The organism is Lactiplantibacillus plajomi, assembly GCF_005405405.1.
GTDB lineage: Bacteria > Bacillota > Bacilli > Lactobacillales > Lactobacillaceae > Lactiplantibacillus > Lactiplantibacillus plajomi.
Map to the genome: position 1 here is coordinate 92,584 of NZ_BJDZ01000004.1, position 21,417 is coordinate 114,000.

The window sequence follows — 21,417 nt, forward strand, 5'->3', positions numbered from 1 at the left end:
AACTACCACCTTAAGCCAGGAGGGAAAGCGGGAACAGTCCCAGCGGTGAAGTTTCACTTGGTCGCCGATTTGTGGCGAGTTAGTGAAAGCCCGGCGGTTAAGACCTGGGCTGTGGGCTTAACCCCGTGGCCACCGCGTTCCGGACTGATTACCGCTGACCGGAGGGCTGGCAAGGGAATACTACCTTTGAATCGATTACCTACTACTGAGATGAAGTGCCGGTATCCATCTGTTTGGTACGTCTAAGTTTGTATTCCGTACTAATCGGGTTAGCAGCGTGTTTATTCGCTGTTTCTCATCAGCAAAATTTAACCACTACCGCCCGCCAACGACCAATTCAAGCCAGGAGGGAAGGCGGGAACAGTCCCAGCGGTGAAGTTTCACTTGGTCGCCGATTTGTGGCGAGTTAGTGAAAGCCCGGCGGTTAAGACCTGGGCTGTGGGCTTAACCCCGCGGCCACCGCGTTCCGGACTGATTGCCGCTGACCGGAGGGCTGGCAAGTGATTACTAACTTCGAATCGATTACCAACTACTGAGATAAAGTGGGGTTATTCATCTGTTTGGTGCGTCTAAGTCTGTATTTCATACAATTCAAGTTGGCAATGAGTTTTCTTACTGATTTTCATTAATAAAATCTACTCTCTAACGCTTGCCAACGAGTTTTCAAAGTCATAAAAAATCCCACTTAAATAATTAAGTGGGATAAGTTGGCTAATAGCCGGCTTGATGATATTGCTGGTTTAAGCGGCGCTCAACGCCAATTAGTGAAAGCGGGTTGATCCGGCGCAGTTGGTTGGAGTCGTAACGAACAATCAGTTGTTCGGGACTGCAGGCGGTGACGCTGGCGACACCGGTTAGGCCCTGAATGGTAGTTTGGATGGCACGTTGCAACTCCGGGTGCTGGGGCCAGACGGGGGAGGTCAGTAGCACCATGCCGTGTTCGGGGTGCTGTAACTTAATGTGGTATTTAGCGAGGTAGCGTTGGAACAGGTCTTGTGAGTGCATGGTGATCTCCTCCTGGTTTAAATGCTGGTCCAAAGTGGAATGGCGGCCCAAATGAAGAAGCCGGCACACGCCGCGGCGAGTAGGCCACTGACGAACCAGAGGCTGGCGATGCGGTGGCGAATCTGATGAACGTAGTAGCCGGCTAGTCCCCAGCAGAGTAGGGCCAGTAGGCTGCTGGTTGCGATAATTAAGTCGATGGTCAGTTCCATAGTGGCGGATCGTTCCTTTCACCGTTAATTGTGCGGGAAAATGAGCAAAATTGCAATTAAAGCGCGGTCATCTCAGGCCTGGTGACGTTCGTAGCGCCAGTAAACGTAAATAATTGAAATTAAGATGGCAACGGCGAGGATGGTCAACAAAACAAAGTCGATTTTAGCCCCAAGCGCCGTGCTAGTCACGGGGTTGCTGGTGGTCAGTGCGACTGCGGAAATCACGACCGATAAGACGTTGGTCCCGAGTGAACCGGCATACTGTTGCATCATGCTGAAAAGGGAGTTTTGATCCGACTTTAAAGCACCCTGAACTTGAACACTCCCGTCGGATAGGGTCGTGCTGAAACCGAAGTTGAAGCCGACCCGTACGAGAATATAAATCCAGGTAATGCTCGTCAACGTCAGTGTTGCGGCGTTAACTAGGAAAAGCCCGCAGCCAAGCGTGATTAAGCCGCCACTCAGCATCAGTGGGAGGGTGGCACCGCGCTTGTCGTAAAGTTGGCCGGCAATTAAGCCCACTACCGATCCTAGTAGTGAGCCGGGAAGCAGCATGAGTCCGGCTTGAGCGGAGTCGGCTTTTAAAACCGTTTGGGCAAAAATGGGGAGTAGGAACGATAGCCCGATGTTCATGAATTGCAGACCAAAATAGCTAAACAATCGTAACCGTAAGACGGGTAGGCGTAAAATACTGAAATCGATTAATTGGCGCTTACTGTGACGGGTGTACCAGCTAAAGCCGGCAATGAAAGCTAACGAAATTAAGGTGCCTAGCCAAAATTGCGGCGATGTCCAGCCGTGGCGCCCCGCTGAATCAAAGGTCAGTAAAATGGTCACAAAAATGACGGCTAGGCTGGCTACGCCGAGGTAGTCGAAGGAAATTCCGTCCGTTCCGCGGGCTTGACCGCGAATCGTGAACCAGCCGAGAATTAAAATAATCACTATTAACGGTAAAATGCCAATGAAAATTTCGCGCCAGCCCCAAATACGGTTGACGATGCCGCCGTAAGTTGGACCCAGTGCGGGTGCGAGCGAGATGACCACGCCGGCGATGCCGGTATACAGGCCTAAACGGGTGACCGGAATTTCTTCAAAAATCAGGCTGAACATTAATGGGGTGGCTAGGCCGGTTGCAACGGCTTGTAACAGGCGACCCACCATTAAAATGGCGAAACTTGGCGCGCTAAAACAAATCAAGGAGCCAATCAGGCATAGACTGACGGCTACCACGAAAATACGCCGTGGATTGAACTTCTTTAAAATAAAGGCGGTCGTACTCATCACGATGGTCGTGAGTAATAAGTAACCGGTCGTCAACCACTGGACGGTTCCCAGCGAGACGTTGAGTTCCTTAGTTAGGGTTGGAAAAGTCACGTTCATTGACGTTTCGATTAGAACGCCTAGGAAGGTCAGGAGTCCTACGGCTAAAATTGAAAGTTGAACGCGTAGGGGGACGGTCTTTTTCATCAGAACACCTCTTTAATTGAAGATAAAAAAGCTATGACAATCAGCTTTGTCATAGCTAAAACGGTTTGATTAACAATGTTTATTATAGGTTAACTGAGAGTTAATTGCTAGCAACGGCTAGTTATTTTCAACGGCGGCTTGGTCACGGTCAGCCAGCGGATCGTCAGCGGGTTCCGGTTCGTTGGATACGAACATTGAAAGCCCGAAGCCGATTGCGGCTAAGATCAGGGTAAACCAGAAACCGTAGTGGACACCGTGAACGAAGGCGGTCGCACCGCCAGCTGCACTGGCACTTTGACCAATTCCGAGTAGGCTGGTAGCAATGGCGGTCGCTAACGCCCCTAAGATTTGTTGTAAGGTGTTCAAAATGGTACTCCCGTCGGCAGAAACCGGCCCGTGTAGAGCATTTAAGCCGTACGTCTGGGCGGGTGACATCGCTAGTGGGGCGCCAATCATTAAGACGACGTGGGCCAAAACGACGTACCAGTAAGGGGAGGTCGTTGACGTGAAGAGGAGCATTAACGCGCCGATAAAGCTCAGCCCGAAACCGATTCGAGTGAGGTACTTAGCGCCGTAGTTATCGAATAACCGACCAGAAGTGGCGGATACGAGGGCGTTAATCACACCACCGGGTAACATCAGGATCCCGGTTAAGGCGACCGGTACGACCAGTCCGCGTTGCCAGTACATTGGTAATAAGTACATCGACGACATGATGATCCCAAAGTCGATCATGACGAGGGCGGTCCCTAAGCTGAACTTATGGAAACTGAACGCGCGTAAGTTCAGGATGGGGGTCTCCAAGTGTAGTTGCCGAAAGGCGTAGAAGAACAGGCAAACTAACCCGATCAACAGCGCAATGACCACCATTGGATTTCCCCAACCGCGGTCCCCGGCTAAGCTGGCACCAACGACTAAGCCACCGAAGCCAAATGAAGACAAGACAATCGAAAGGGCATCCACTTTTGGTTTGGTCAGCTCGGACACGTTTTGCATGAAGAAAATTGTAATAATAAGGGCAATTGCTAACAGTGGGACGAATAACCAGAAAATCCAGTGCCAAGAAAGGGCACCTAAAATAATTCCGGCAATTGTTGGGCCGACCGCCGGGGCGAACATGATAACTAAACCAACCAGTCCCATGGCCGCGCCCCGTTTTTGTGGCGGGTAAAACGCGAGTAGGACGATGAAAATCATCGGTAGTAAAATCCCGGTCGCAATCCCTTGAATCATCCGGCCAATCAGCAAGACGGCGAACGAACCTGCTAGGGCGGAAATGATGGCGCCAACAATAAAGTCCGCTAGCGCGAAGATGATCAACTGACGGGTCGTAAAGTGTTTCGTCAGCATACTGGACAGCGGTAAGACGATGCCGACCATTAAGAGGTAGCCGGTCACTAACCACTGGATCGTCCCAGTATTAACGCCTAATTGTTGTTCTAATTGGGGCAGGGCAATGTTTAAAGCGGTTTCACTAAACATTCCCACGAAGCCCCCGAGTAATAACCCAATCATGATCAGATTTGGGTTAGTACGGTGTTCCTTAGTCATAAAAAAACGCTCCTTTGTTTTGTACAGTAAGCACAATAGGTTACTGTAGCAAAAAAAAGCGCGTTTCGTAAGTGTTTTGTGAAAAAAAGGTGAGAATTTCTGAAATTTAGGCCTAAGTCCGGGCCTTAAATTGGTGGTGACACGTCGGACAAGTCACCCGCACGCACCCATGGTGTCGCGGAATCCGGATACGTTGCTGGCAGGACTCACAAGTAAAGAACTTGTAATGCCGGTGTTGACTGATCCAGTAGCGGAACCGTGAAAATGGGCGAATAATTGGTAGCCAAATCCGTTCAAAACCGCGGTTGATTGCAACTTGACGGTAAATTTTCTTGGAAAATAACCGCCAGTAGCCAAAGGCCAGTAATAGGATTGCGACCAGGATTAACCACTGGGTCCGTAAAAAGAGGCTGATAATTAACAGTAGTAGCGATAAATTCGTTAAAAAACGGTTCAGGTGGTCGTTTTGACCGTAGCGTCCGCGCATGAACCGCTGAACACGTTGGATTGTTTTTGAATTTGGCTTCATTAAACTAGCCCGCCTTCCGCGATTGATTATGGCATATCCTAACATACTTCCAGCGTGAGTGACAATTAGCGATAAAAAACGGGTCGCTTTAGCGTCAGCGGTGTATACTAGAAACTATTCTTATAAATGGGGGGAGCCAGAATGGCAACTAAAGCAAAAGTGACACCAACTGAAGTTTTGGACGCTGTCAGTCGGGCTGCGTTAACGTTGGACCGAACGGATTCGGCACAAAGTGGGCTGCAAGACCTACTACATGAATTCCGACGGACGTTACTCCAAACGAACGGCCAAGCCGCAACCGTCGTCTTGTACCAAGGTAAGTTGACCAGCTACTTATTGAAACACCCAGCAACTTATCCGGCAACGGTCACTAAGTTAAGCACGTTACTGACGCAGTTTGCACATCCAAACGGTTAATCAATTAATGATTGAAATCATTTAATTAAATGAGGAACTTAACAACCGGAAAGTTGCACTTTTCCGTTTACGAGTGTAAACTATAGTTATGGAATATTGAAAGGTGGGTTAATCGATGGAAGCTCAAGCCAAAATTGAAATTAGTGACGCCGAGTGGGAAGTCATGCGGGTCGCATGGACGCTGGACCACGTCACCAGTAGTCAGGTGTCCGAAATCATGGCGGCCAAGATGGGGTGGAAACCGGCCACCGTTAAGACGCTGCTCGGCCGGTTAATCAAGAAGGGTGCGCTGCGGGCGGAAAAGACCGGCCGGGCGTTTACCTACTACCCGACCGTTGATGAACAACCGTCGATGGACGAAGCCGTCACGACCTTGTTCTCCCACCTGTGCCAGATGCGGGTCGGTCAGACCTTGGCAGACATCGTTGAGCGGACCGAACTGAGTCAGAGCGACATCGCGAACTTACAAACGATTTTAGCGCAAAAGGCCACGACGGCACCGGAAATGGTTGACTGTGACTGCGTTCCCGGCGAAACGTGTTAATAAACAATTAAATTAATGGACCTAGTTGGAATAGTTTCTGGCTAGGTCCTTTTTAGTTGAAGTGGGTTTCGTTGACAGCTGTCGTTTACAATTGTAAACTATACTTGTGAAAGCGGATTAGGCATAAGTTTAAGAAGGGACGGTCATGACGATGAAAATGGATCATAACGACGAAATGTCAATGGAAAAGATGCACCACGATCACCAAATGGACATGTCCGAACACGACATGGATATGGGCGGCGGTCACATGATGCACATGGGTAACTTGAAGCGCAAGTTCTGGGTCTCACTCGTATTGACGCTACCGATTATTTTAATGAGCCCGATGATGGGGATACAGTTACCATTTCAACTGACTTTTCAGCCGTGGTCGGACTACCTGGTCGCCATTTTAGGGACGGTGCTCTTCGTCTATGGCGGTCAGCCATTCTTTAGCGGGGCCAAAGCGGAACTTCAAAATAAAAAACCGGCGATGATGACCCTAATCAGTATGGGTATCGGCGTGGCTTACGTTTACAGTATTTACGCCGTCATCGCCAATAATTTATTGAACGTGACGCCCGCCGTGACCGACTTCTTCTGGGAACTCGCGACCTTGATCGACATTATGTTGTTAGGCCACTGGATTGAAATGAACACGGTCATGAACGCCGGCTCGGCAGTTGATAACTTGGCGAAGCTGCTTCCGAGTCGCGCGCATAAGCTTGTTGACGGGACGGTGCAAGACGTCGGTGTTGACCAATTAGCACACGGTGACCACCTGCAAGTCCGGGCCGGAGAGAAAATCCCGGCGGACGGGGTGTTAGTCAGCGGTGCGACTAGCGTTAACGAAGCGATGGTGACCGGCGAAGCCCGGTTAGTTGAAAAGCACGTGCATGATCAGGTCGTCGGCGGGGCCGTCAACGGTGACGGCACCTTCGAGATGCAGGTGACTGGGACCGGCGAAGATGGTTACTTGGCCCAGGTCATGAAGTTAGTGAGTGACGCCCAGGCGGCTAAGTCCGCACAGGAAAACATGGCTGATCGCGTGGCGGGGCTGTTATTTTACGCGGCTTTGACGGTGGCAATCGTTGCCTTCATCGTTTGGGCGCTAGTTGGTAGTTTGGCGGCTGCGCTATCGATTGCCGTGACGGTGCTAGTGATTGCCTGCCCGCACGCTTTGGGGTTGGCCATTCCGCTAGTTGTTGCACGCAGTACCGCGATTGCGGCTAGCCACGGGTTGTTGATTCGAAACCGGGACGCCATGGAACGGGTCAAGGATTTGAATTACGCCTTAATGGATAAGACCGGGACGTTAACGGCCGGTAATTTTAAGGTCGCGGCCTATCAAAGTACGAGCGACCAGTTGACCGCTGACCAAGTCTTAACCATTATGGCCGGCTTGGAAAGTGGTTCGAGTCACCCACTGGCGGTCGGAATCTTAGCCGCAGCCAAAGCACACGGTTTGACGGCAGCGCAGGCAAGTAATGTCCAGCAACTGACCGGGGTCGGGCTTGGTGGTCAAGTTGACGGGCAGGATTACCAAATCGTTTCGGCAGCTTACCTCGACCAGCACGGTTTAACTTACGACCACGCGACCTTTGACGAGTTGGCGGCGGCCGGCAACTCGTTAAGTTATTTATTGGCGGGCCAAACGGTCTTAGGGTTCGTTGCGCAGGGGGATCAGATCAAACCGGAAGCAAAGCACTTGATCGATAGCCTATTGGCACAAAACGTGACGCCAGTGATGCTCACCGGGGATAACCAGCAAAGTGCCCAAGTCGTCGCCCGTCAACTTGGCATTCAGGACGTCCATGCGAGCCTGTTACCAGAAGATAAGGCCAAGCTGGTTCAGCATTACCAACAAGCAGGGCAGCACGTCATGATGATCGGTGACGGGGTTAACGACGCGCCCAGCTTGGCGCAAGCGGATATCGGGGTCGCAATTGGTTCCGGAACCGACGTCGCGATTGACTCGGCCGACATTGTGTTGGTTAAAAGTAATCCGAATGACGTGGTCGATTTCCTAGCGTTGGCACGTAAAACGACCCGCAAAATGTCGCAAAACCTCTGGTGGGGGGCTGGCTATAACGTGATTACGATTCCGTTAGCGGCGGGCATCCTTGCCCCGGTTGGCTTTCTACTTAACCCGATGTTCGGCGCGGTCGTGATGTCGTTAAGTACGATTATTGTCGCTATTAACGCGATGACGTTGCGACTTGGGAAATAAACTGGGAACCGCAGGCTAAACTGATAAGCGTAAATTAATTTGACGAAATGCATGTTTCCCCGTGAATTAGGTGATAAAATGTAAGTACTTAATTTGAGGATGTGAGACCAATGTGCACTAGTTTAACGTATCAAACAACGACGGGTGATCAATTTTTGGCCCGGACAATGGACTTTGGGTTTGAACTCGGTGGGCGGCCGGTTGCCGTTCCCCGCAAGCACCACTTTACCAGCGTAGTCGATGCGCAGGGGTTCGATGCACCGTATAGCTTTGTCGGAACTGGCCGCAACTTGAACGGCTACGTGTTCGTCGACGGGGTCAATGAACACGGGGTTAGTGCCGCGGCCCTTTATTTCGCCGGTCAAGCGGCCTACGCGACCCAGGCAGAAAGCGGCAAGGTCAACCTTGCACCGCACGAAGTTGTGATGTGGATTTTGGGCAACGTCAAGACCGTTCAGGAATTGGGCGAACGCTTAAACGATTTGAACATTACCGAAGCCGCCGCACCGTTACTGAACATCGTGGTCCCGCTACACTGGATTGTTAGTGACCAGAGTGGGGCGACCTACGTCTTGGAACGTGAAGCTGACGGGATGCACTTTATCGAAAACCCGGTCGGTGTGATGACCAACACCCCCGACTTTAACTGGCATTTAAAGAACTTGAACAATTATATGCAACTACAACCAACGCCGCACCCAGCGCGGCAATACGGCGACTTAACGGTTAACGCGTTCGGCCCCGGTTCCGGTGCGCTGGGGATGCCGGGTGACTACACCTCGGTGTCACGCTTCGTGCGGACGGCCTTTATTCGCGAACATACCGACGCGGTCGATACGGATGCGGAAGCGGTCAATACGTTGAGCCACATGTTGAATTCGGTTGAAATTCCTAAGGGTGTCAAGATCAAAGCCGACGGGGCGGCGGACTACACCCAGTACCGGGCCTACATGAGCATGCACGAACCGGCCTTCTATATGCAACCATACGGGGATCAAACGATTACTCGGGTTGCGTTGACCAACGATTTGATGACGGCGGATCAGCCAACGGAATTTGCACTTTCAGCTAAGCAGCAGTTCCAGGAAGCGGCCCGCGTTTAAGTTAATTGAACATTAAAAGTGCGATCGTTAGAAGTACATTCTAGCGATCGTTTTTTTAGTCCTATTAGTTAGTTATCTCATCAATGGCGCGTTTTTAAGTGGCTGACATTTTCGTTTAATTAATGTTACACTAGCTTTGAGTTTAGGTGCCCATAACTTTAATTGTGCCCGACTTAATGAAAAACTTGCAATTACTCGGCTAAAGATATAATATTTACTATGTGATAATGATTATAAAGTAACGTGGAGGCGGCGTTCTAATGAAAAAGAAAATGACGTTGGCACAGCGCGTCAATATTTTGCGTGCGAGTGTGATGGGGGCCAATGACGGGATTCTTTCCGTTGCCGGGATCGTCGTGGGGGTTGCCGGTGCGACTAGCAACAGCTTTTCGATTCTGATTTCCGGGTTAGCTGGTATGCTAGCCGGGACGATTTCGATGGCGATGGGGGAATACGTGTCGGTCAACACCCAAAAGGATTCGCAGAAAATGGCGATTGCCAACCAAAAGCAGGCCCTCGCGGCTAACTACGATGGCGAAGCCGACTGGGTCGCCCAAAAGTACATTAAGCAAGGAATTAGCGCGCCGTTAGCTAAGAAAGCGACGCAGGAAATGATGAGCGAAGACGCACTGGTCACGACGGTGCGGGAACGCTACGGCTTTAATCCGAGTCAGTTCATTAGCCCGTACGCGGCCGGCATTGCCTCGATGATCTCGTTTCCGACCGGGTCGATTTTACCGCTAGTTTCAATTACCTTTTTCCCACCACACGTCAAGGTGGTGGCGACCGTGATTGCGGTGGCGATTGCGTTAGCGATTACCGGTTACGTGGCGGCGGTCTTGGGGAACGCCAACCGTGGGCACGGGGTTTTTCGGAACGTGGTCTCCGGATTGTTAACGATGGTCGTAACTTATTTTATCGGCCACTTATTCGCGTAGGTTCTTAGGTCAAGGGGAGCGAAAGTATGCAATTAACCAAAACGAAAACTAAAAAGTCCAAACAAACGATGGACGAGAAGTTAAATTCGCTGCGGGCCGGGGTGTTAGGTTCGAACGACGGGATTTTAACGGTTGTCGGGGTGCTGTTCAGTGTTGCGGCCGCCACGACCAATCAATTTACAATTTTTATTGCCGGTTTATCCGACTTATTAGCCTGCGCTTTCTCGATGGCGTCGGGCGAATACGCTTCGGTCAGCACCCAGAAGGATACTGAAAAAGCGGTGGTTGAAAAAGAAAAGCGATTATTAAAGACTGATTTTGATAATGAAATTGCGGCCGTCAAACGCCACTACATGACCCTAGGTGTTTCTGAAGCCACCTCGATTGAAATTGCGAAGGATTTACTATCGAAGAAACCGTTGGAGACGGTCGTCAGTGTTAAGTACGATATGGAACTCGGCCATTACATGAATCCATGGGACGCGGCCTTTGCGTCACTCTTTTCGGCTTCGGCCGGCGGGATCTTCCCGCTGTTTGCGATGACCTTTGCGCCCGCCAGTTTTCAATGGCCGGCGACAATTATCGCGGTGTCGGTCGCAGTTGCGCTGACCGGCTACTTATCCGCGGTGTTGGGTAAGGGGAACGTTAAGACGGCCGTTATCCGAAACGTGATCGTCGGTATCATCACGATGTTTATTCACTACTACGTCGGGAAATTATTTTAATTTGAAATATTGTAGGCCACTAGAATCGAAATTCGGTTCTGATGGTCTTTTTATTGCGGTCATCTTGGTAATCCTGAATAATGGGGGCAACCAGTTGATGATTGGGAGGGTGATGACATGGCATTTTGAAAGCAACGTTCGGAGGAGCGGCAACGGCAGCGGGTACCACCAACGGCCTGGGACGACTTAACGCGGGCGAGTTTCACGGTGGCGAAGTTGGGGTGCGGCGCGCTTGTTATTGGAGGTGGCCTGTTAGTGCTGGTTTTGATTTTGGTCGCGCTGGTGCACTAGGATGGACCGGCACGGTAGGCCCCACTTATTAAATAAAAAGTTGACTGTGGTATTTTTTTTAATAATATGAATTAGCACGAAATTATCAGTGAGTTTTAATTATCCACCGGTATAATATTGCCATCAATTAAATTGGGGTAATGAAGTCTTGAAAAATATCACAACTAGCCGTTATATGAAAGGCATCTTGTGGGCCATGCTGGCCTCAACGCTGTGGGGAATTTCTGGAACGGTGATGCAGTTTGTTTCACAAAACCAGGCGATTCCCGCCGACTGGTTCCTATCCGTTCGGACCTTATCCGCCGGAATTATCTTACTGGTCATCGGGTTTATTCAACGTGGAAAGCGGATCTTTGACGTTTTCCGGTCGTGGGCGGCGGTGGGCCAATTGGTGGCCTACGCAACTTTGGGACTGATGGCGAATATGTATACTTTCTACGTGAGTATTGAAAAGGGGACCGCGGCGGCGGCCACCATTTTGCAATATTTAAGTCCGCTATTCATTGTTATCGGGACGTTGGTCTTTAAACGGGAGTTACCGTTGCGGACTGACTTGATTGCGTTCGGCGTTTCCTTATTAGGGGTCTTCTTGGCCATCACTAAGGGGAATATCCACGAATTGGCAATCCCAACGGACGCCCTGATTTGGGGAATCCTGGCCGGGGTGACGGCCGCGTTGTACGTGGTGCTGCCCCGCAATATTGTGGCGGATAGCTCACCCATCATCATTTTAGGCTGGGGAACCCTGATTGCTGGGGTGCTGTTCAACCTATACCACCCGATTTGGGTTGGCGCACCAACGATTACGCCCACGCTGGTGATCTCGATTGGCGCCATCGTGTTGATTGGGACGATTATGGCGTTCGGGGCGTTACTGCATAGTTTACAGTACGCACCGTCCGCCGTTGTCAGTATCGTTGATGCCGTTCAGCCGGTCGTAACATTCGTCCTCAGTATTATCTTCTTGGGCTTAGCGGTTAGCTGGGTAGAAATCTTAGGATCATTATTAGTGATCGTTGCGATTTACATCTTACAACGTTACCGGAGTGATCCGGAGCAGTCTTAAATTTAAAATATATTAAGCGTGGTCCTGTAAAATCAAACTGATTTTACAGGACTTTTTGTATTTTAGTGAGTATCTGTCCGTTAACAATTGAACGTAGGCTTTTGGACTTCGATCGTGACTACACGGTCTCTGCTAATAAGCAGAGATGCCTCATCACATCGTTGATTTTGAGGACGGATTAAAAGAGGCCCTTATCCAAAATGGCATAAGGTCGCAGCCCTGTTTTGTTATAATGAGGTTAATTTAAGCAGAGGGGATGGTCAACCGTGGCAACACTACTTACAGCCGCCCAAATCCAGCAGGGGCGGGCCTTACCGTTACAATTCGAACACTTGGAAGGTTTTGTGCCGGGTGAGGGGGCCGTTGACCCGGCGTTCGTGGTGATTTCCGAAGCGCCTGGTAAAAAGGAAGTCGAAGTTGGCCACCCGTTTCAGGGCCCGGCCGGAAAGTTACTCGACCAGTGGTTCGCAGAATTGGGGCTGACCCGCGACCAGCTCTACTTGACCGGGGCGGTTCGGTCGCGACCGTATCAGCTCGGTCCGACCGGGTTAAAGCGTGACCGGCGCCCGACCCAAGCAGAAATTAGTGCTAGTGCGCCGTTATTGGATGCGGAACTACGGGCGCTCGCGGGACACTTGCTCGTTCCGCTGGGTAACACCGGCTTGCAGCGGTTGCTAGGGCCGAAAGTTAAAATTAGCGCGGTTCATGGTCAATTACTGAATCAGCCGATTCGTTATTGGAATGCGTCGCGGCAACGATTTGAGCTAACGAGTGCCCCATACCGAATCTTTCCGCTATTTCACCCGTCCTACGCCCGTCGCTTTAAGAAGGTCCGGCCGGCGGTGGCGGCGGACTTAGCAACGTTAAACCGGTATTTACATTAATAGGCCGCGCGTGGTTTTTGTTGCGTGAGGTTACTGGTGATTCGAAAAAAAAAGAGAGTGTGACAAAAGTCGGTTAGTTGGTGAGCATAACGGCGTAAGGCGAATAATCCTGGGCTTGGATTGTTGGACTTACGGGGTTAAGCGGAGCCAGCTGACTTTTGGCGCACGTTTCGACTATCAATATCCGGAAACACACAAGGGGCTGTGACTAATGTCACAGCCCCTTAAGAATGTCGTTTTGTGAGTTAATACCAAGCGGGCTTGTCACCGTCGGTATTCGGTTTGTTGACTCCGAGTGAGGCGCGGACGCCTTCGGTTGGAGTTTGCGCCAACTTGACGACTAACGCCGCGATGCTTTTACGGGAAACTTCGGTCCCTTTGAACGGATCGTGTCGTTGCGTGGTTTCGTAATCAATTTCATCCTTATTCGTCAGCCAAGCCGGTCGGATGATGGTGTAATCTAAATCGGAAGTTTCGAGGACCTGGGCCGCGTCGTAGTAGCGAGTGAGGTAGTCGCCGAGCGTTTGGTTATTCCACTGCCCGAATTTACCCGGAACTTCGTCGTAGATACCAAGCGTCGAAATCCAGATGACCCGCTTAACGCCGGTTGCGTGCATGGCGCTGACCACCGTTTCGGCCTGTTGCTGGATGTTTTGACCGGCTAAGTTAGCGTAAACGATGTCTTGACCCGCCATTGCTTTTTCCAACTTCGTTTCATCGGTCACGTCGCCGTCGACAATGGCGACCCGGTCGGATTTCAAGTTGGCGACCCGCTGTGAACGACGTAAGTAAAGTGTCAGTTTAAAGCGGTCGTCAGCTAAAAATTGGCTTTCAGCTAGCCGGGCAATTTGGCCGGCAGCCCCTAGAATCAGTACGTTTGTCATGTAATCTCCTCCTAAACAATTTAACTGTAAATCTAATGATTACAGAATGCAAGTGAACGGTTTCAAAAAAAGTGGGTCAAAATTATGTCACTTTTTAAAATTAGTCCTATAATGGACTTGTATCGAAGTTCGACTCCGGTACACCAAAACAAAAGAGGCGATTTTCATGGCACAAAAGCTTAGCAAGGAACAAAAAAAGGCTATGATTCAAAAAGCCGAAGAAGAACGTGCAAAGCATCCAAAGAAGAAGAGCGGGGTTTCCGGTTTTGAAACCATCGACCAAGATGCTAAAAAGTTGTCACAAGACAACTAGTGAGTTGCATGCTTAGTGTTATGAAGCTAGCTACCAATCTTTGGTAGCTAGTCTTTTTTTTGCAATTAAACTGGCGTTCATTTTTGACACCGCTTGCAGTATAATGTGACTAACCATGGGGGGTGGCAAAAATGGATGAATTTAGCCATTTTATTGACGAGTTAGATCATGCGCTGCGGACGGAAACCGTTAGTGGCGCCGACGTGGTGTTCATACCGACAACTTTTAGTTGCCATGATCACCATTTGCAAGTGGAATTAACAATGTTACAAACGTCGTTGAATCAGGGGGACAACGCGTACGGAGCGACTGACATCTTAACGCGGGTTCGGGAGTTAGTGGGAATCGAATTAGCAGACCGACCGCGCTCGAGCTGGCCGCGCCAGACAACGACCCGTAACTTGACGATCACACCGCACAAAGTTGTGCGGGTGATTCCGGTCGATATGGCGCGTTACGGCGTTAAGTAGGGATTTAGCACTCGGATAGATGGAGTGCTAAATTCTTGAAATTGTTGTTGAAGCGCCTATCATTAATAGTGTAGATAAGTTGAAAGGATGATTATAGATGGCTAACGATATGTTAAATTGGCATAATGATTTATTTGATCGTTTTAACGACCTATCCAAGGTTGATGGCTTGGTCAACGGTTTGGGACGCTCATTTTGGAACGTTGCCAACAACGGCTTGGTTTTAAAGACGGATATTAAAGAAAACGATGAACAGTACGTGATGAAGATCGACGTTCCCGGTATTGATAAAAAAGACATTGCGTTGAAGTATCGCGATGGGACGTTATCATTGGCCGTTAAGCGCGATAGTTTCGATGATGAAAGTGACGCGGACGGCAACGTGATTGCCAGTGAACGCCGTTCCGGGCGCTTTGGTCGCCAGTATTCACTGCCAGACGTTGACGTGGATAAGATTGAAGCCCGTTACGAAAACGGGGTCTTACAGTTGACGTTGCCGAAGAAGGCGGCGGCCGATACCCATCACATTGAAATTCAGTAAACGGTAGCTAAACGGCCGGCAGTCGGGGGAATTATCCCGACCGCCGGTTTTTTACGACAAAAAGTTTTACAGACAGAATAAGGATAATTAACACAAAATTTATAAAAATCTGGTACAATCTAAAGTTACTGGAGGAATTGCCAGTCGCGTTCGTTGTGAACGTGGAATTGTTGTCGGATTGATTAAGAAAGTAGGAATGCGTGATGACGGAAGGTTTTAGACCGAGTCACCCTAAAATATCGATTGATGATGACCCTGGAATACGGGCCGACATCGAAGCCTTAACGGGTGAACTCTCACAACAGCAACTCGCAAAATGGGCGCTGATTATTGCTAAGAAGGCGTTACAGTACGTGGACGATCAACAAAAGTATGATCGGAAACTGCGCTTGGCAATTGACGCCAATGAACTTTGGCAAGTTAACTTGGTGACGGTATATCAAGTTCGCCAGGCGTTGACCAGGTTGGCCGCGCTACAGGCGAACAGTACGAGCTCAATCGGGGCGACCGCAATTGAATGTGTTCGCTGGGCGGTCGCTTCGGCCGACGCGGATGAAAACGCGCTGCGGGCCTCCGATTTAGCCATTAAGTTGGTCAACTTAACCCAACCAAACAACCAGGTCGCGGTCAGTGCGGAACGGCGCTGGCAGTACGCACAACTGGCTGGTTTGGCTGAGAATATTCAGCAGGGGTTGCGGCATATGTTATAATTCCCATAGAGAAAAGTTAGGTGGGATTGAGCATGGCAACAGCGGTACACGCAAAAGCTAAGGTGGAGTTACTTCGGCAATATCAAGAAATAGTGACTAAGTATTTAGACAATATTACTGAAACGGTCGATGTTGGGGCGCATTTCAAATTAAAAAACGAGCCCGGATTTAATTATTTTGTGGACTATTTGTTCTTAGCAAACGTCTGCTACCAAGCAAGTTTAGATATTTTAAATAACGAAGATCAAAAATACCCGGAAACGCACGAACGGTTAGCCGGTGTCATCTTGAAGTACCCGGAATATTTAACGTTGGCCGTGTTCAACGCTGATTTCCAGGACGAGAGTGTGACCGACCACTACGAAAAGACCCTCGTGGATCTAGTAGGAACCTTAAACTAATTATTGGTGACGCCACGGCCCCGTTGCGGGGTACGTGGCGTTTTTTTGACAAGGAGGAATTGCTTACGATTGAATGGGATGACGTGACGATTAAAGATTTTCAGACCACGTTACTGAATTGGTTTGACCAAGAAGGCCGTGATCTGCCCTGGCGCCACGACCACGACCCGTACCACGTCTGGGTCTCAGAAATAATGTTGCAACAAACCCAGGTCCAAACGGTGATTCCCTATTACCAGCGCTTCATGGACTGGTTCCCGACCGTGACGGCGTTGGCGAACGCCCCGGAAGAGCGCTTACTCAAGGCATGGCAGGGACTGGGCTACTATTCGCGGGTGCGCAACATGCAACGCTGTGCCCGTCAGTTACTAGCCGACTACGACGGGCAGTGGCCACAAACCGCGGCTGAATTGACGCAATTGACGGGAATTGGGCCGTACACGGCCGGGGCGATTGCGAGCATTGCCTTTAATCAGCCGGTTCCCGCCGTCGATGGGAACGCCTACCGCGTCTTTAGCCGGCTATTAAAGATTGATGCGGACATTGCTAAGCCCCAGACCCGTAAGCTGTTTGAACAAGTCATTGCTCGGATTATTCCGCGCGAGCGACCGGGTGACTTTAACCAAGCAATTATGGACTTGGGGTCCAGTTACATGACGGCCCGCCAGCCGGACAGTGCGCATTCGCCGGTTCGCCGCTTTAACCAGGCCTACTTAGATGGTGATGAATTGCAATACCCGGTTAAGACCAAGAAGCCGCGACCTAAACCGGTGGCGTACGTGGCGGTCCTAGCACGGATGGGTGAGCAGTGGTTGATGACCCAGCGACCGAGTAACGGCATGCTGGCGAATCTGTGGACGGTTCCCCTGATTAAACTAGATGATTTGGATTTAGAAAACCCGCGTGATTTCGATGAACTTCGTGCGGCAATTACGGCCCGCTTTAAACACGACAGCCGACTGGACGTTCAGGTTAACCAGTTGGACTTACGAGCAGTCACCCATACGTTTACTCACCAAAAATGGACAATTCAGCTGGTTGCGGCCACCGTGACCCCGGCTGATTTAGCCTACTTTGCGGGTCAAAGTGTTGCCCCATCAGCGTTGGCGCAACTGCCGATTCCCAAAGTTCAAGCGAAAATTTTTGACCGCGCCGGCATCGAGTTGTAAGTAAGCGCCAACACTTTAGGTTTCGATTTTGCCGCGGTGTGGTAAAATATAGCAAACTTAAGAAAATTAATGGAGGACGACGGGATGCTGAACGTTTTTGACATTGTTAAGCTAACTAAAATTGATCATAAGGAAGTCGATAGTAACCAAGTGGTCGTCACGGACGGTAACGGCAAGCCGAACGCGATCCTGACCGCGCTCTTAAACGACGTCGTTAGTAACATGCGGATCTTCATTGATATGGGTGAAGTCTACGCCGTCGACGACCTCCTGCGGGAGTTGAGTGAGCACACCCCGTTACCGAACGACGTGTTGGAAGAATACGAAAAAGTACTCCGTGAACCGATTTATGGCATCAACTTTGTGCCCAAACGCGGGCAGGTTGAAGTTGTGGTTGGTGAGGGTTAACCGATCAATGATCCGGTTACTGGTGCGTACCAGTAACCGGATTTTTTTCTCGATAGCACGTGCTAAAATCGTGATTTATTAGCTGGTTTTTGAAAAAACGGGATTCGGGTGGGATAGAACGCATTTGCATTCTTTCTGCGATATAATTCTACTACACAAGTAGGGAGGTTCTGGTAATGAAAACAGTTACTAAATCAACCACGATCCGTTTTGATGAAGATGTCCTTAATTTAATTCATAAGCAGGCTAAATTGGATGGACAAACTGCCACTGATTTTATGCGTCGGGCGATATTAGAAAAACTTGAAGACAGTCTTGACTACCGGGACGCAATCAGAAATATTCGCGCAGCACATGGTCAAACTAGCTCTCGTGAAGATGTTAAAAAGCAGTTAGGCCTTTGATCATGAAATATACTTGGTCATTTAATCAAAAAGCTTTCAAAGATTTTAAAACGAATTTTGATAAACCGGTTCAAATTGGAATTATCAAATGGCTGGGTAGCCATATTGAAGGTGCCGATAATCCCCGTATTTGGGGTAAAGCGCTCAAGGGGGAGTTTAGCACGCTTTGGCGTTATCGAGTGGGCAGCTATCGGATAATTGCTGATATCCAGGATGGCATTTTTTTGGTTGAAGTCATTAAGGCGGGTAAACGCAATGATGTGTACAAGCAAAAATAGCACCGACTAAGGAGTCGGTGCTTTCTTATATAGAGAGAAATGTTTGATCAATAAATATTTTTGACTGATCAATCAATGTAAAAATCCCGTAAAAATTAACGGATGGGAACGCAATGGTTATTCGTTAACTTTTACGAGACAATCGTATCCTAAATCTTATTTAATGGTTGGCTGGCACTTTATTCCGTCCACCCATGGTCATCGCGCCAGTCACGTTTACGACTATCACTGATGTAGGGGTTACCCGCCACAATAAAGCGGAGCGGCAGTTGTCCGCTGGCCGCGTCCGGATTGACACCAACCCGTGGTACTGCCAGAATTTGGCGGGGCTGCCGGGTTTCTGCTAGACTAATGGTGAAGGGACTATCATCGATCAGGCTTAAATTATCCGTTTGATCACGGATGCCAAGTGCCTGGGTCAGTTTACCGGGACCGTTGGAAACCTGGACCCCGGATTTACCGCGGTTCGCGAGCATCTGGTCGGTGCCGTGAGTCGGCTCGATGGCACGAATTAAGACCCCTTCCGGCGTTTCCGCCGGTTGGGTGACGACGTCGAACAAGAGGTTGGCACGTAATTGGTAGATGTACAGGGTGCCGGCCTCACGGTACAGCGGTTCGGTAAATTTACTCCGCCGACCGTTATAGGCGTGAGCCGCGGTGTCGTTGGTACCTAAGTAGGCCTCGGCTTCAACGATCAACCCACCGGTAAGCCCATTGGAACTGCGGTATAATAAAGTTGACCCGAGGAGCGCTTTGGCGATTTCAGTCGTTGGCCGGCCGGTGAAGAAACTGGCGGTCGCAAAGTTAGTTGTTGTCAAAATAGATCCCTCTAATTCTAAAAGATTGAAGATGTTGAAATGTTGTTAAAACTTGAACGCATTTATACGAAACCCGCTGATTTAGATGGCTACCGGCTACTGGTTGACCGGTTGTGGCCACGCGGTATTTCGAAAGTGAACGCCCACTTGGATGACTGGGTCAAAGAGATTGGCCCGTCAACCGAACTGCGGCGCTGGTTCAACCACGACGTTGAAAAATATCCGGAATTTGTGAAGAAGTACCGCGCTGAATTGGATGCCAACCCGATTACGGCCGACTTCATCAAGCAGGTGGCTACCCAGTTAAAGACTACTAACGTTATTTTACTCTTCGGGGCTAAGGATGAGCAACATAACCAGGCGGTCGTCCTTAAAGCGTACTTGGAAGCCAGTGGCAAGTTACCGGAAAACTAATATATAAATAAGCTAATACTGGTATAGATATTTCGGCGGTTAAACCAACGCTAAACTGCGGACATCAAATTATTTTATTTATTTACCTGAAAAAGCTAGTAATCATAAGGCTTTTCTGCTATGATGATGGTGCTAATTAATGACGTCAACTATTACAGTGCACAATAATGGGGGTTGCATTGTTAGGCAAGCAAGATTGGGGATAATATTATGATTAACTTATGTGTGTTACCAAGTACCGCAAGTTGTCGCAAAGCCCATCGTTGGCTATTGGAGCACCGGATTCCGTTTCATGAACGGAATATGAATGCTCAGCCACTGACGGAAGCCGAAATCAAGCATTTGCTACAGTATACGTATGATGGCATCGACGATTTAATTAGTACCAAGTCGAATGCGTATCACCAACTCAGTAAGACGACACCGATTGAAGACATGCCGTTGAGTGAGGCGGTTAAGGTCTTGAGTCAGACACCACAACTGCTACGTCGCCCGATAATTTTTGATGATCACCGCTTACTATGTGGCTTTAACCAGGATGAAATTCGGATGTTTATTCCTCGCGAACAGCGAATTTTGAAGATGCGCGCGATGGAAAGCCATCAAATGGCTTAGAACTACTGGCTTTAAGAGTAGCCGCCGTAGTTTTGGGAAAACCAATTAAAATGTAAAACCAAGGCAACTACCTGCCCTCAAAAACTGATGAGCGCAGGTAGTTGCCTTTTGAATTGTTTGTCAATCTATGCGTATTTATGCGCAATCTTTGCAGCCACCGCCGCCGCAATCGCACCCACTAAGTCGTCAATAAAGGTATTGACCGAGCCGGATTTGTCTTCGTCTAAACGTTTGATAATGCCTTCTTTGACCTTGTCAACGTACCCGTAATTGGTGACCCCAATCGTACCGTAAATGTTGGCCATGTTCAGTGCCAGCCCTTCGTCAACGCCGAAAACGCCAGCGTCGTTGGCCACGATTGATTGCAGTGGTTCCTTTAGCTGACCCTCGGTTGCGAGTCGGTCGAGTTCCAGTGCGACCATCGCGTTATTGAGCAGTTCACGTTTATGAAGCACTTCCTTAGTCTCGGCCTCGCACTCCGCAACCGTGAGTTGGGGCACGTACTTTACTTGTAAGTTGTAGGTGATTTCCGCAATTTCCTTGTAGGTGATGCCCTTAGCAGCTAAGGCGTGACTCACGAATTCGTAAGCAGCCTTGTCTGGATACTTAAAACTTTGATCGTCCAATGTAATCCCTCCAAATTGTCGGTGGTTAGTAAGGCAAACCGGCCAACTAACTAAGTCAATTATACGAGTCGGGTGTGGAAAAGAATATTAATTCGTTCGTCGTCGGATTGATTATTTTATGATAAAAAGATTAAAACAATTGCTTGACGATTAAAAATGTTGGTGGTATTGTTAGACACAAGTTAATAAACGAACGTTAAACGTTACATCAAGTAGGTGCAGTTTTGGGTGTCAGGAAGTCGGTGGTTGCTGCGAACCGATCAGGAACTGTAGTTGAAATACGGTAACCGAGTTTCGATTGAACGGGTAATAACTAGAACCGTTATCTTCTAGTGAGTGGGGAATTGTGCACCGTCGGCAATTCTCAACCTGGGTGGTACCGCGACTAGTCTAATCGTCCCTGTTGTTCTGAATGAACAACGGGG

General features: G+C 49.3%; 27 protein-coding genes. 19 read left to right on the forward strand and 8 right to left on the reverse strand.

Features of this window, described 5'->3' with window-relative positions; all coding sequences use genetic code 11:
* Positions 1–711 precede the first annotated feature (711 nt).
* The 5 genes from FFM82_RS02370 to FFM82_RS02390 all read right to left on the reverse strand — a co-directional run bounded on the left by FFM82_RS02370 (position 712) and on the right by FFM82_RS02390 (position 4,761).
* Positions 712–1,005, reverse strand: coding sequence for a hypothetical protein (locus FFM82_RS02370; RefSeq protein ID WP_137644269.1), 294 nt, complete (start codon positions 1,003–1,005; stop codon positions 712–714).
* Between the two features lie 17 nt (positions 1,006–1,022).
* Complete coding sequence (locus FFM82_RS02375; protein ID WP_137644270.1) at positions 1,023–1,214, reverse strand: hypothetical protein; 192 nt, start codon at positions 1,212–1,214, stop codon at positions 1,023–1,025.
* 72 nt (positions 1,215–1,286) lie between these two features.
* The gene (locus tag FFM82_RS02380) at positions 1,287–2,681 is read right to left on the reverse strand and encodes an MFS transporter (protein ID WP_137644271.1); all 1,395 of its coding nucleotides are present in this window, start codon (positions 2,679–2,681) and stop codon (positions 1,287–1,289) included.
* A gap of 117 nt (positions 2,682–2,798) precedes the next feature.
* Entirely contained in the window at positions 2,799–4,232 is a 1,434-nt protein-coding gene (locus FFM82_RS02385) for a DHA2 family efflux MFS transporter permease subunit (RefSeq protein ID WP_137644272.1), read from the reverse strand.
* A gap of 112 nt (positions 4,233–4,344) precedes the next feature.
* The gene (locus FFM82_RS02390) at positions 4,345–4,761 is read right to left on the reverse strand and encodes a Zn-Finger Containing protein (protein ID WP_137644273.1); all 417 of its coding nucleotides are present in this window, start codon (positions 4,759–4,761) and stop codon (positions 4,345–4,347) included.
* Positions 4,762–4,902: 141 nt separating this feature from the next.
* Here FFM82_RS02390 and FFM82_RS02395 point away from each other — a divergent pair, with 141 nt between their 5' ends.
* From FFM82_RS02395 to FFM82_RS02430, 8 genes are all read left to right on the forward strand, one after another.
* Entirely contained in the window at positions 4,903–5,178 is a 276-nt protein-coding gene (locus tag FFM82_RS02395; protein WP_137644274.1) for a hypothetical protein, read from the forward strand.
* 115 nt (positions 5,179–5,293) lie between these two features.
* Positions 5,294–5,722 (forward strand): CopY/TcrY family copper transport repressor, encoded by a 429-nt coding sequence (locus FFM82_RS02400; RefSeq protein WP_137644275.1) that lies wholly within the window; start codon positions 5,294–5,296, stop codon positions 5,720–5,722.
* A 151-nt stretch (positions 5,723–5,873) separates the two neighbouring features.
* On the forward strand, positions 5,874–7,934 hold the full coding sequence (locus FFM82_RS02405; RefSeq protein WP_371852231.1) for a heavy metal translocating P-type ATPase: 2,061 nt from the start codon (positions 5,874–5,876) through the stop codon (positions 7,932–7,934).
* Between the two features lie 110 nt (positions 7,935–8,044).
* Positions 8,045–9,037, forward strand: coding sequence for a choloylglycine hydrolase family protein (locus FFM82_RS02410; protein WP_137644276.1), 993 nt, complete (start codon positions 8,045–8,047; stop codon positions 9,035–9,037).
* Between the two features lie 260 nt (positions 9,038–9,297).
* Positions 9,298–9,975: a VIT1/CCC1 transporter family protein gene (locus FFM82_RS02415; RefSeq protein WP_137644277.1), complete on the forward strand. Its 678-nt coding sequence runs from the start codon at positions 9,298–9,300 to the stop codon at positions 9,973–9,975.
* Between the two features lie 26 nt (positions 9,976–10,001).
* Positions 10,002–10,700 carry a VIT1/CCC1 transporter family protein gene (locus FFM82_RS02420; protein ID WP_137644278.1) on the forward strand — a complete coding sequence of 233 codons (699 nt, stop codon included), beginning with the start codon at positions 10,002–10,004 and terminating at the stop codon, positions 10,698–10,700.
* Between the two features lie 466 nt (positions 10,701–11,166).
* Complete coding sequence (locus tag FFM82_RS02425; protein ID WP_170178186.1) at positions 11,167–12,057, forward strand: DMT family transporter; 891 nt, start codon at positions 11,167–11,169, stop codon at positions 12,055–12,057.
* 266 nt (positions 12,058–12,323) lie between these two features.
* On the forward strand, positions 12,324–12,941 hold the full coding sequence (locus FFM82_RS02430) for a uracil-DNA glycosylase (protein WP_137644279.1): 618 nt from the start codon (positions 12,324–12,326) through the stop codon (positions 12,939–12,941).
* 245 nt (positions 12,942–13,186) lie between these two features.
* On the opposite strand, the gene FFM82_RS02435 is transcribed toward FFM82_RS02430, so the two are convergent.
* On the reverse strand, positions 13,187–13,825 hold the full coding sequence (locus FFM82_RS02435; protein ID WP_137644280.1) for an SDR family oxidoreductase: 639 nt from the start codon (positions 13,823–13,825) through the stop codon (positions 13,187–13,189).
* Between the two features lie 166 nt (positions 13,826–13,991).
* On the opposite strand from FFM82_RS02435, the gene FFM82_RS13500 reads away from it, so the two are divergent.
* From FFM82_RS13500 to FFM82_RS02475, 9 genes are all read left to right on the forward strand, one after another.
* The gene (locus tag FFM82_RS13500; protein WP_170178181.1) at positions 13,992–14,138 is read left to right on the forward strand and encodes a hypothetical protein; all 147 of its coding nucleotides are present in this window, start codon (positions 13,992–13,994) and stop codon (positions 14,136–14,138) included.
* 131 nt (positions 14,139–14,269) lie between these two features.
* The gene (locus FFM82_RS02440; protein WP_137644281.1) at positions 14,270–14,608 is read left to right on the forward strand and encodes a hypothetical protein; all 339 of its coding nucleotides are present in this window, start codon (positions 14,270–14,272) and stop codon (positions 14,606–14,608) included.
* Positions 14,609–14,705: 97 nt separating this feature from the next.
* The gene (locus FFM82_RS02445; protein ID WP_137644282.1) at positions 14,706–15,149 is read left to right on the forward strand and encodes an Hsp20/alpha crystallin family protein; all 444 of its coding nucleotides are present in this window, start codon (positions 14,706–14,708) and stop codon (positions 15,147–15,149) included.
* A gap of 203 nt (positions 15,150–15,352) precedes the next feature.
* Positions 15,353–15,859, forward strand: a complete 507-nt coding sequence (locus FFM82_RS02450; protein WP_137644283.1) for a putative immunity protein — start codon at positions 15,353–15,355, stop codon at positions 15,857–15,859.
* A 32-nt stretch (positions 15,860–15,891) separates the two neighbouring features.
* A complete protein-coding gene (locus tag FFM82_RS02455) occupies positions 15,892–16,260 on the forward strand; it encodes a hypothetical protein (protein WP_137644284.1) in 369 nt (122 codons plus the stop codon).
* A 59-nt stretch (positions 16,261–16,319) separates the two neighbouring features.
* The gene (gene mutY / locus FFM82_RS02460; RefSeq protein WP_225425588.1) at positions 16,320–17,429 is read left to right on the forward strand and encodes an A/G-specific adenine glycosylase; all 1,110 of its coding nucleotides are present in this window, start codon (positions 16,320–16,322) and stop codon (positions 17,427–17,429) included.
* An 84-nt stretch (positions 17,430–17,513) separates the two neighbouring features.
* A complete protein-coding gene (locus FFM82_RS02465; RefSeq protein WP_137644285.1) occupies positions 17,514–17,837 on the forward strand; it encodes a hypothetical protein in 324 nt (107 codons plus the stop codon).
* A 176-nt stretch (positions 17,838–18,013) separates the two neighbouring features.
* Positions 18,014–18,241, forward strand: coding sequence for a type II toxin-antitoxin system RelB family antitoxin (gene relB / locus FFM82_RS02470; RefSeq protein WP_137644286.1), 228 nt, complete (start codon positions 18,014–18,016; stop codon positions 18,239–18,241).
* A 2-nt stretch (positions 18,242–18,243) separates the two neighbouring features.
* On the forward strand, positions 18,244–18,519 hold the full coding sequence (locus FFM82_RS02475) for a type II toxin-antitoxin system RelE family toxin (protein WP_137644287.1): 276 nt from the start codon (positions 18,244–18,246) through the stop codon (positions 18,517–18,519).
* 179 nt (positions 18,520–18,698) lie between these two features.
* Here the strand turns inward: FFM82_RS02475 and FFM82_RS02480 are convergent, their stop codons facing one another.
* Entirely contained in the window at positions 18,699–19,337 is a 639-nt protein-coding gene (locus tag FFM82_RS02480) for a DNA-3-methyladenine glycosylase (protein ID WP_137644288.1), read from the reverse strand.
* A gap of 39 nt (positions 19,338–19,376) precedes the next feature.
* Here FFM82_RS02480 and FFM82_RS02485 point away from each other — a divergent pair, with 39 nt between their 5' ends.
* Both FFM82_RS02485 and FFM82_RS02490 read left to right on the forward strand, forming a co-directional pair.
* Positions 19,377–19,751 (forward strand): DUF488 domain-containing protein, encoded by a 375-nt coding sequence (locus FFM82_RS02485; RefSeq protein ID WP_137644289.1) that lies wholly within the window; start codon positions 19,377–19,379, stop codon positions 19,749–19,751.
* A gap of 210 nt (positions 19,752–19,961) precedes the next feature.
* Positions 19,962–20,366, forward strand: coding sequence for a Spx/MgsR family RNA polymerase-binding regulatory protein (locus FFM82_RS02490; RefSeq protein WP_137644290.1), 405 nt, complete (start codon positions 19,962–19,964; stop codon positions 20,364–20,366).
* A 125-nt stretch (positions 20,367–20,491) separates the two neighbouring features.
* On the opposite strand, the gene FFM82_RS02495 is transcribed toward FFM82_RS02490, so the two are convergent.
* On the reverse strand, positions 20,492–20,992 hold the full coding sequence (locus FFM82_RS02495) for a phosphatidylglycerophosphatase A family protein (protein WP_137644291.1): 501 nt from the start codon (positions 20,990–20,992) through the stop codon (positions 20,492–20,494).
* Positions 20,993–21,417 lie beyond the last annotated feature (425 nt).

Excerpts from the sequence above, each read along its gene's own strand:
- FFM82_RS02410 (WP_137644276.1), top strand. The coding sequence starts at position 8,045 with ATGTGCACTAGTTTAACGTATCAAACAACGACGGGTGATCAATTTTTG.
- FFM82_RS02435 (WP_137644280.1), bottom strand. The coding sequence starts at position 13,825 with ATGACAAACGTACTGATTCTAGGGGCTGCCGGCCAAATTGCCCGGCTA.
- FFM82_RS02395 (WP_137644274.1), top strand. The coding sequence starts at position 4,903 with ATGGCAACTAAAGCAAAAGTGACACCAACTGAAGTTTTGGACGCTGTC.
- FFM82_RS02385 (WP_137644272.1), bottom strand. The coding sequence starts at position 4,232 with ATGACTAAGGAACACCGTACTAACCCAAATCTGATCATGATTGGGTTA.
- FFM82_RS02425 (WP_170178186.1), top strand. The coding sequence starts at position 11,167 with ATGAAAGGCATCTTGTGGGCCATGCTGGCCTCAACGCTGTGGGGAATT.
- FFM82_RS02405 (WP_371852231.1), top strand. The coding sequence starts at position 5,874 with ATGAAAATGGATCATAACGACGAAATGTCAATGGAAAAGATGCACCAC.
- FFM82_RS02475 (WP_137644287.1), top strand. The coding sequence starts at position 18,244 with ATGAAATATACTTGGTCATTTAATCAAAAAGCTTTCAAAGATTTTAAA.
- FFM82_RS02450 (WP_137644283.1), top strand. The coding sequence starts at position 15,353 with ATGACGGAAGGTTTTAGACCGAGTCACCCTAAAATATCGATTGATGAT.
- FFM82_RS02370 (WP_137644269.1), bottom strand. The coding sequence starts at position 1,005 with ATGCACTCACAAGACCTGTTCCAACGCTACCTCGCTAAATACCACATT.
- FFM82_RS02415 (WP_137644277.1), top strand. The coding sequence starts at position 9,298 with ATGAAAAAGAAAATGACGTTGGCACAGCGCGTCAATATTTTGCGTGCG.
- relB (WP_137644286.1), top strand. The coding sequence starts at position 18,014 with ATGAAAACAGTTACTAAATCAACCACGATCCGTTTTGATGAAGATGTC.
- FFM82_RS02465 (WP_137644285.1), top strand. The coding sequence starts at position 17,514 with ATGCTGAACGTTTTTGACATTGTTAAGCTAACTAAAATTGATCATAAG.
- FFM82_RS02440 (WP_137644281.1), top strand. The coding sequence starts at position 14,270 with ATGGATGAATTTAGCCATTTTATTGACGAGTTAGATCATGCGCTGCGG.
- FFM82_RS02490 (WP_137644290.1), top strand. The coding sequence starts at position 19,962 with ATGATTAACTTATGTGTGTTACCAAGTACCGCAAGTTGTCGCAAAGCC.
- FFM82_RS02455 (WP_137644284.1), top strand. The coding sequence starts at position 15,892 with ATGGCAACAGCGGTACACGCAAAAGCTAAGGTGGAGTTACTTCGGCAA.
- FFM82_RS02485 (WP_137644289.1), top strand. The coding sequence starts at position 19,377 with ATGTTGTTAAAACTTGAACGCATTTATACGAAACCCGCTGATTTAGAT.
- FFM82_RS02380 (WP_137644271.1), bottom strand. The coding sequence starts at position 2,681 with ATGAAAAAGACCGTCCCCCTACGCGTTCAACTTTCAATTTTAGCCGTA.
- FFM82_RS02400 (WP_137644275.1), top strand. The coding sequence starts at position 5,294 with ATGGAAGCTCAAGCCAAAATTGAAATTAGTGACGCCGAGTGGGAAGTC.
- FFM82_RS02375 (WP_137644270.1), bottom strand. The coding sequence starts at position 1,214 with ATGGAACTGACCATCGACTTAATTATCGCAACCAGCAGCCTACTGGCC.
- FFM82_RS02420 (WP_137644278.1), top strand. The coding sequence starts at position 10,002 with ATGCAATTAACCAAAACGAAAACTAAAAAGTCCAAACAAACGATGGAC.
- FFM82_RS13500 (WP_170178181.1), top strand. The coding sequence starts at position 13,992 with ATGGCACAAAAGCTTAGCAAGGAACAAAAAAAGGCTATGATTCAAAAA.
- FFM82_RS02445 (WP_137644282.1), top strand. The coding sequence starts at position 14,706 with ATGGCTAACGATATGTTAAATTGGCATAATGATTTATTTGATCGTTTT.
- FFM82_RS02390 (WP_137644273.1), bottom strand. The coding sequence starts at position 4,761 with ATGAAGCCAAATTCAAAAACAATCCAACGTGTTCAGCGGTTCATGCGC.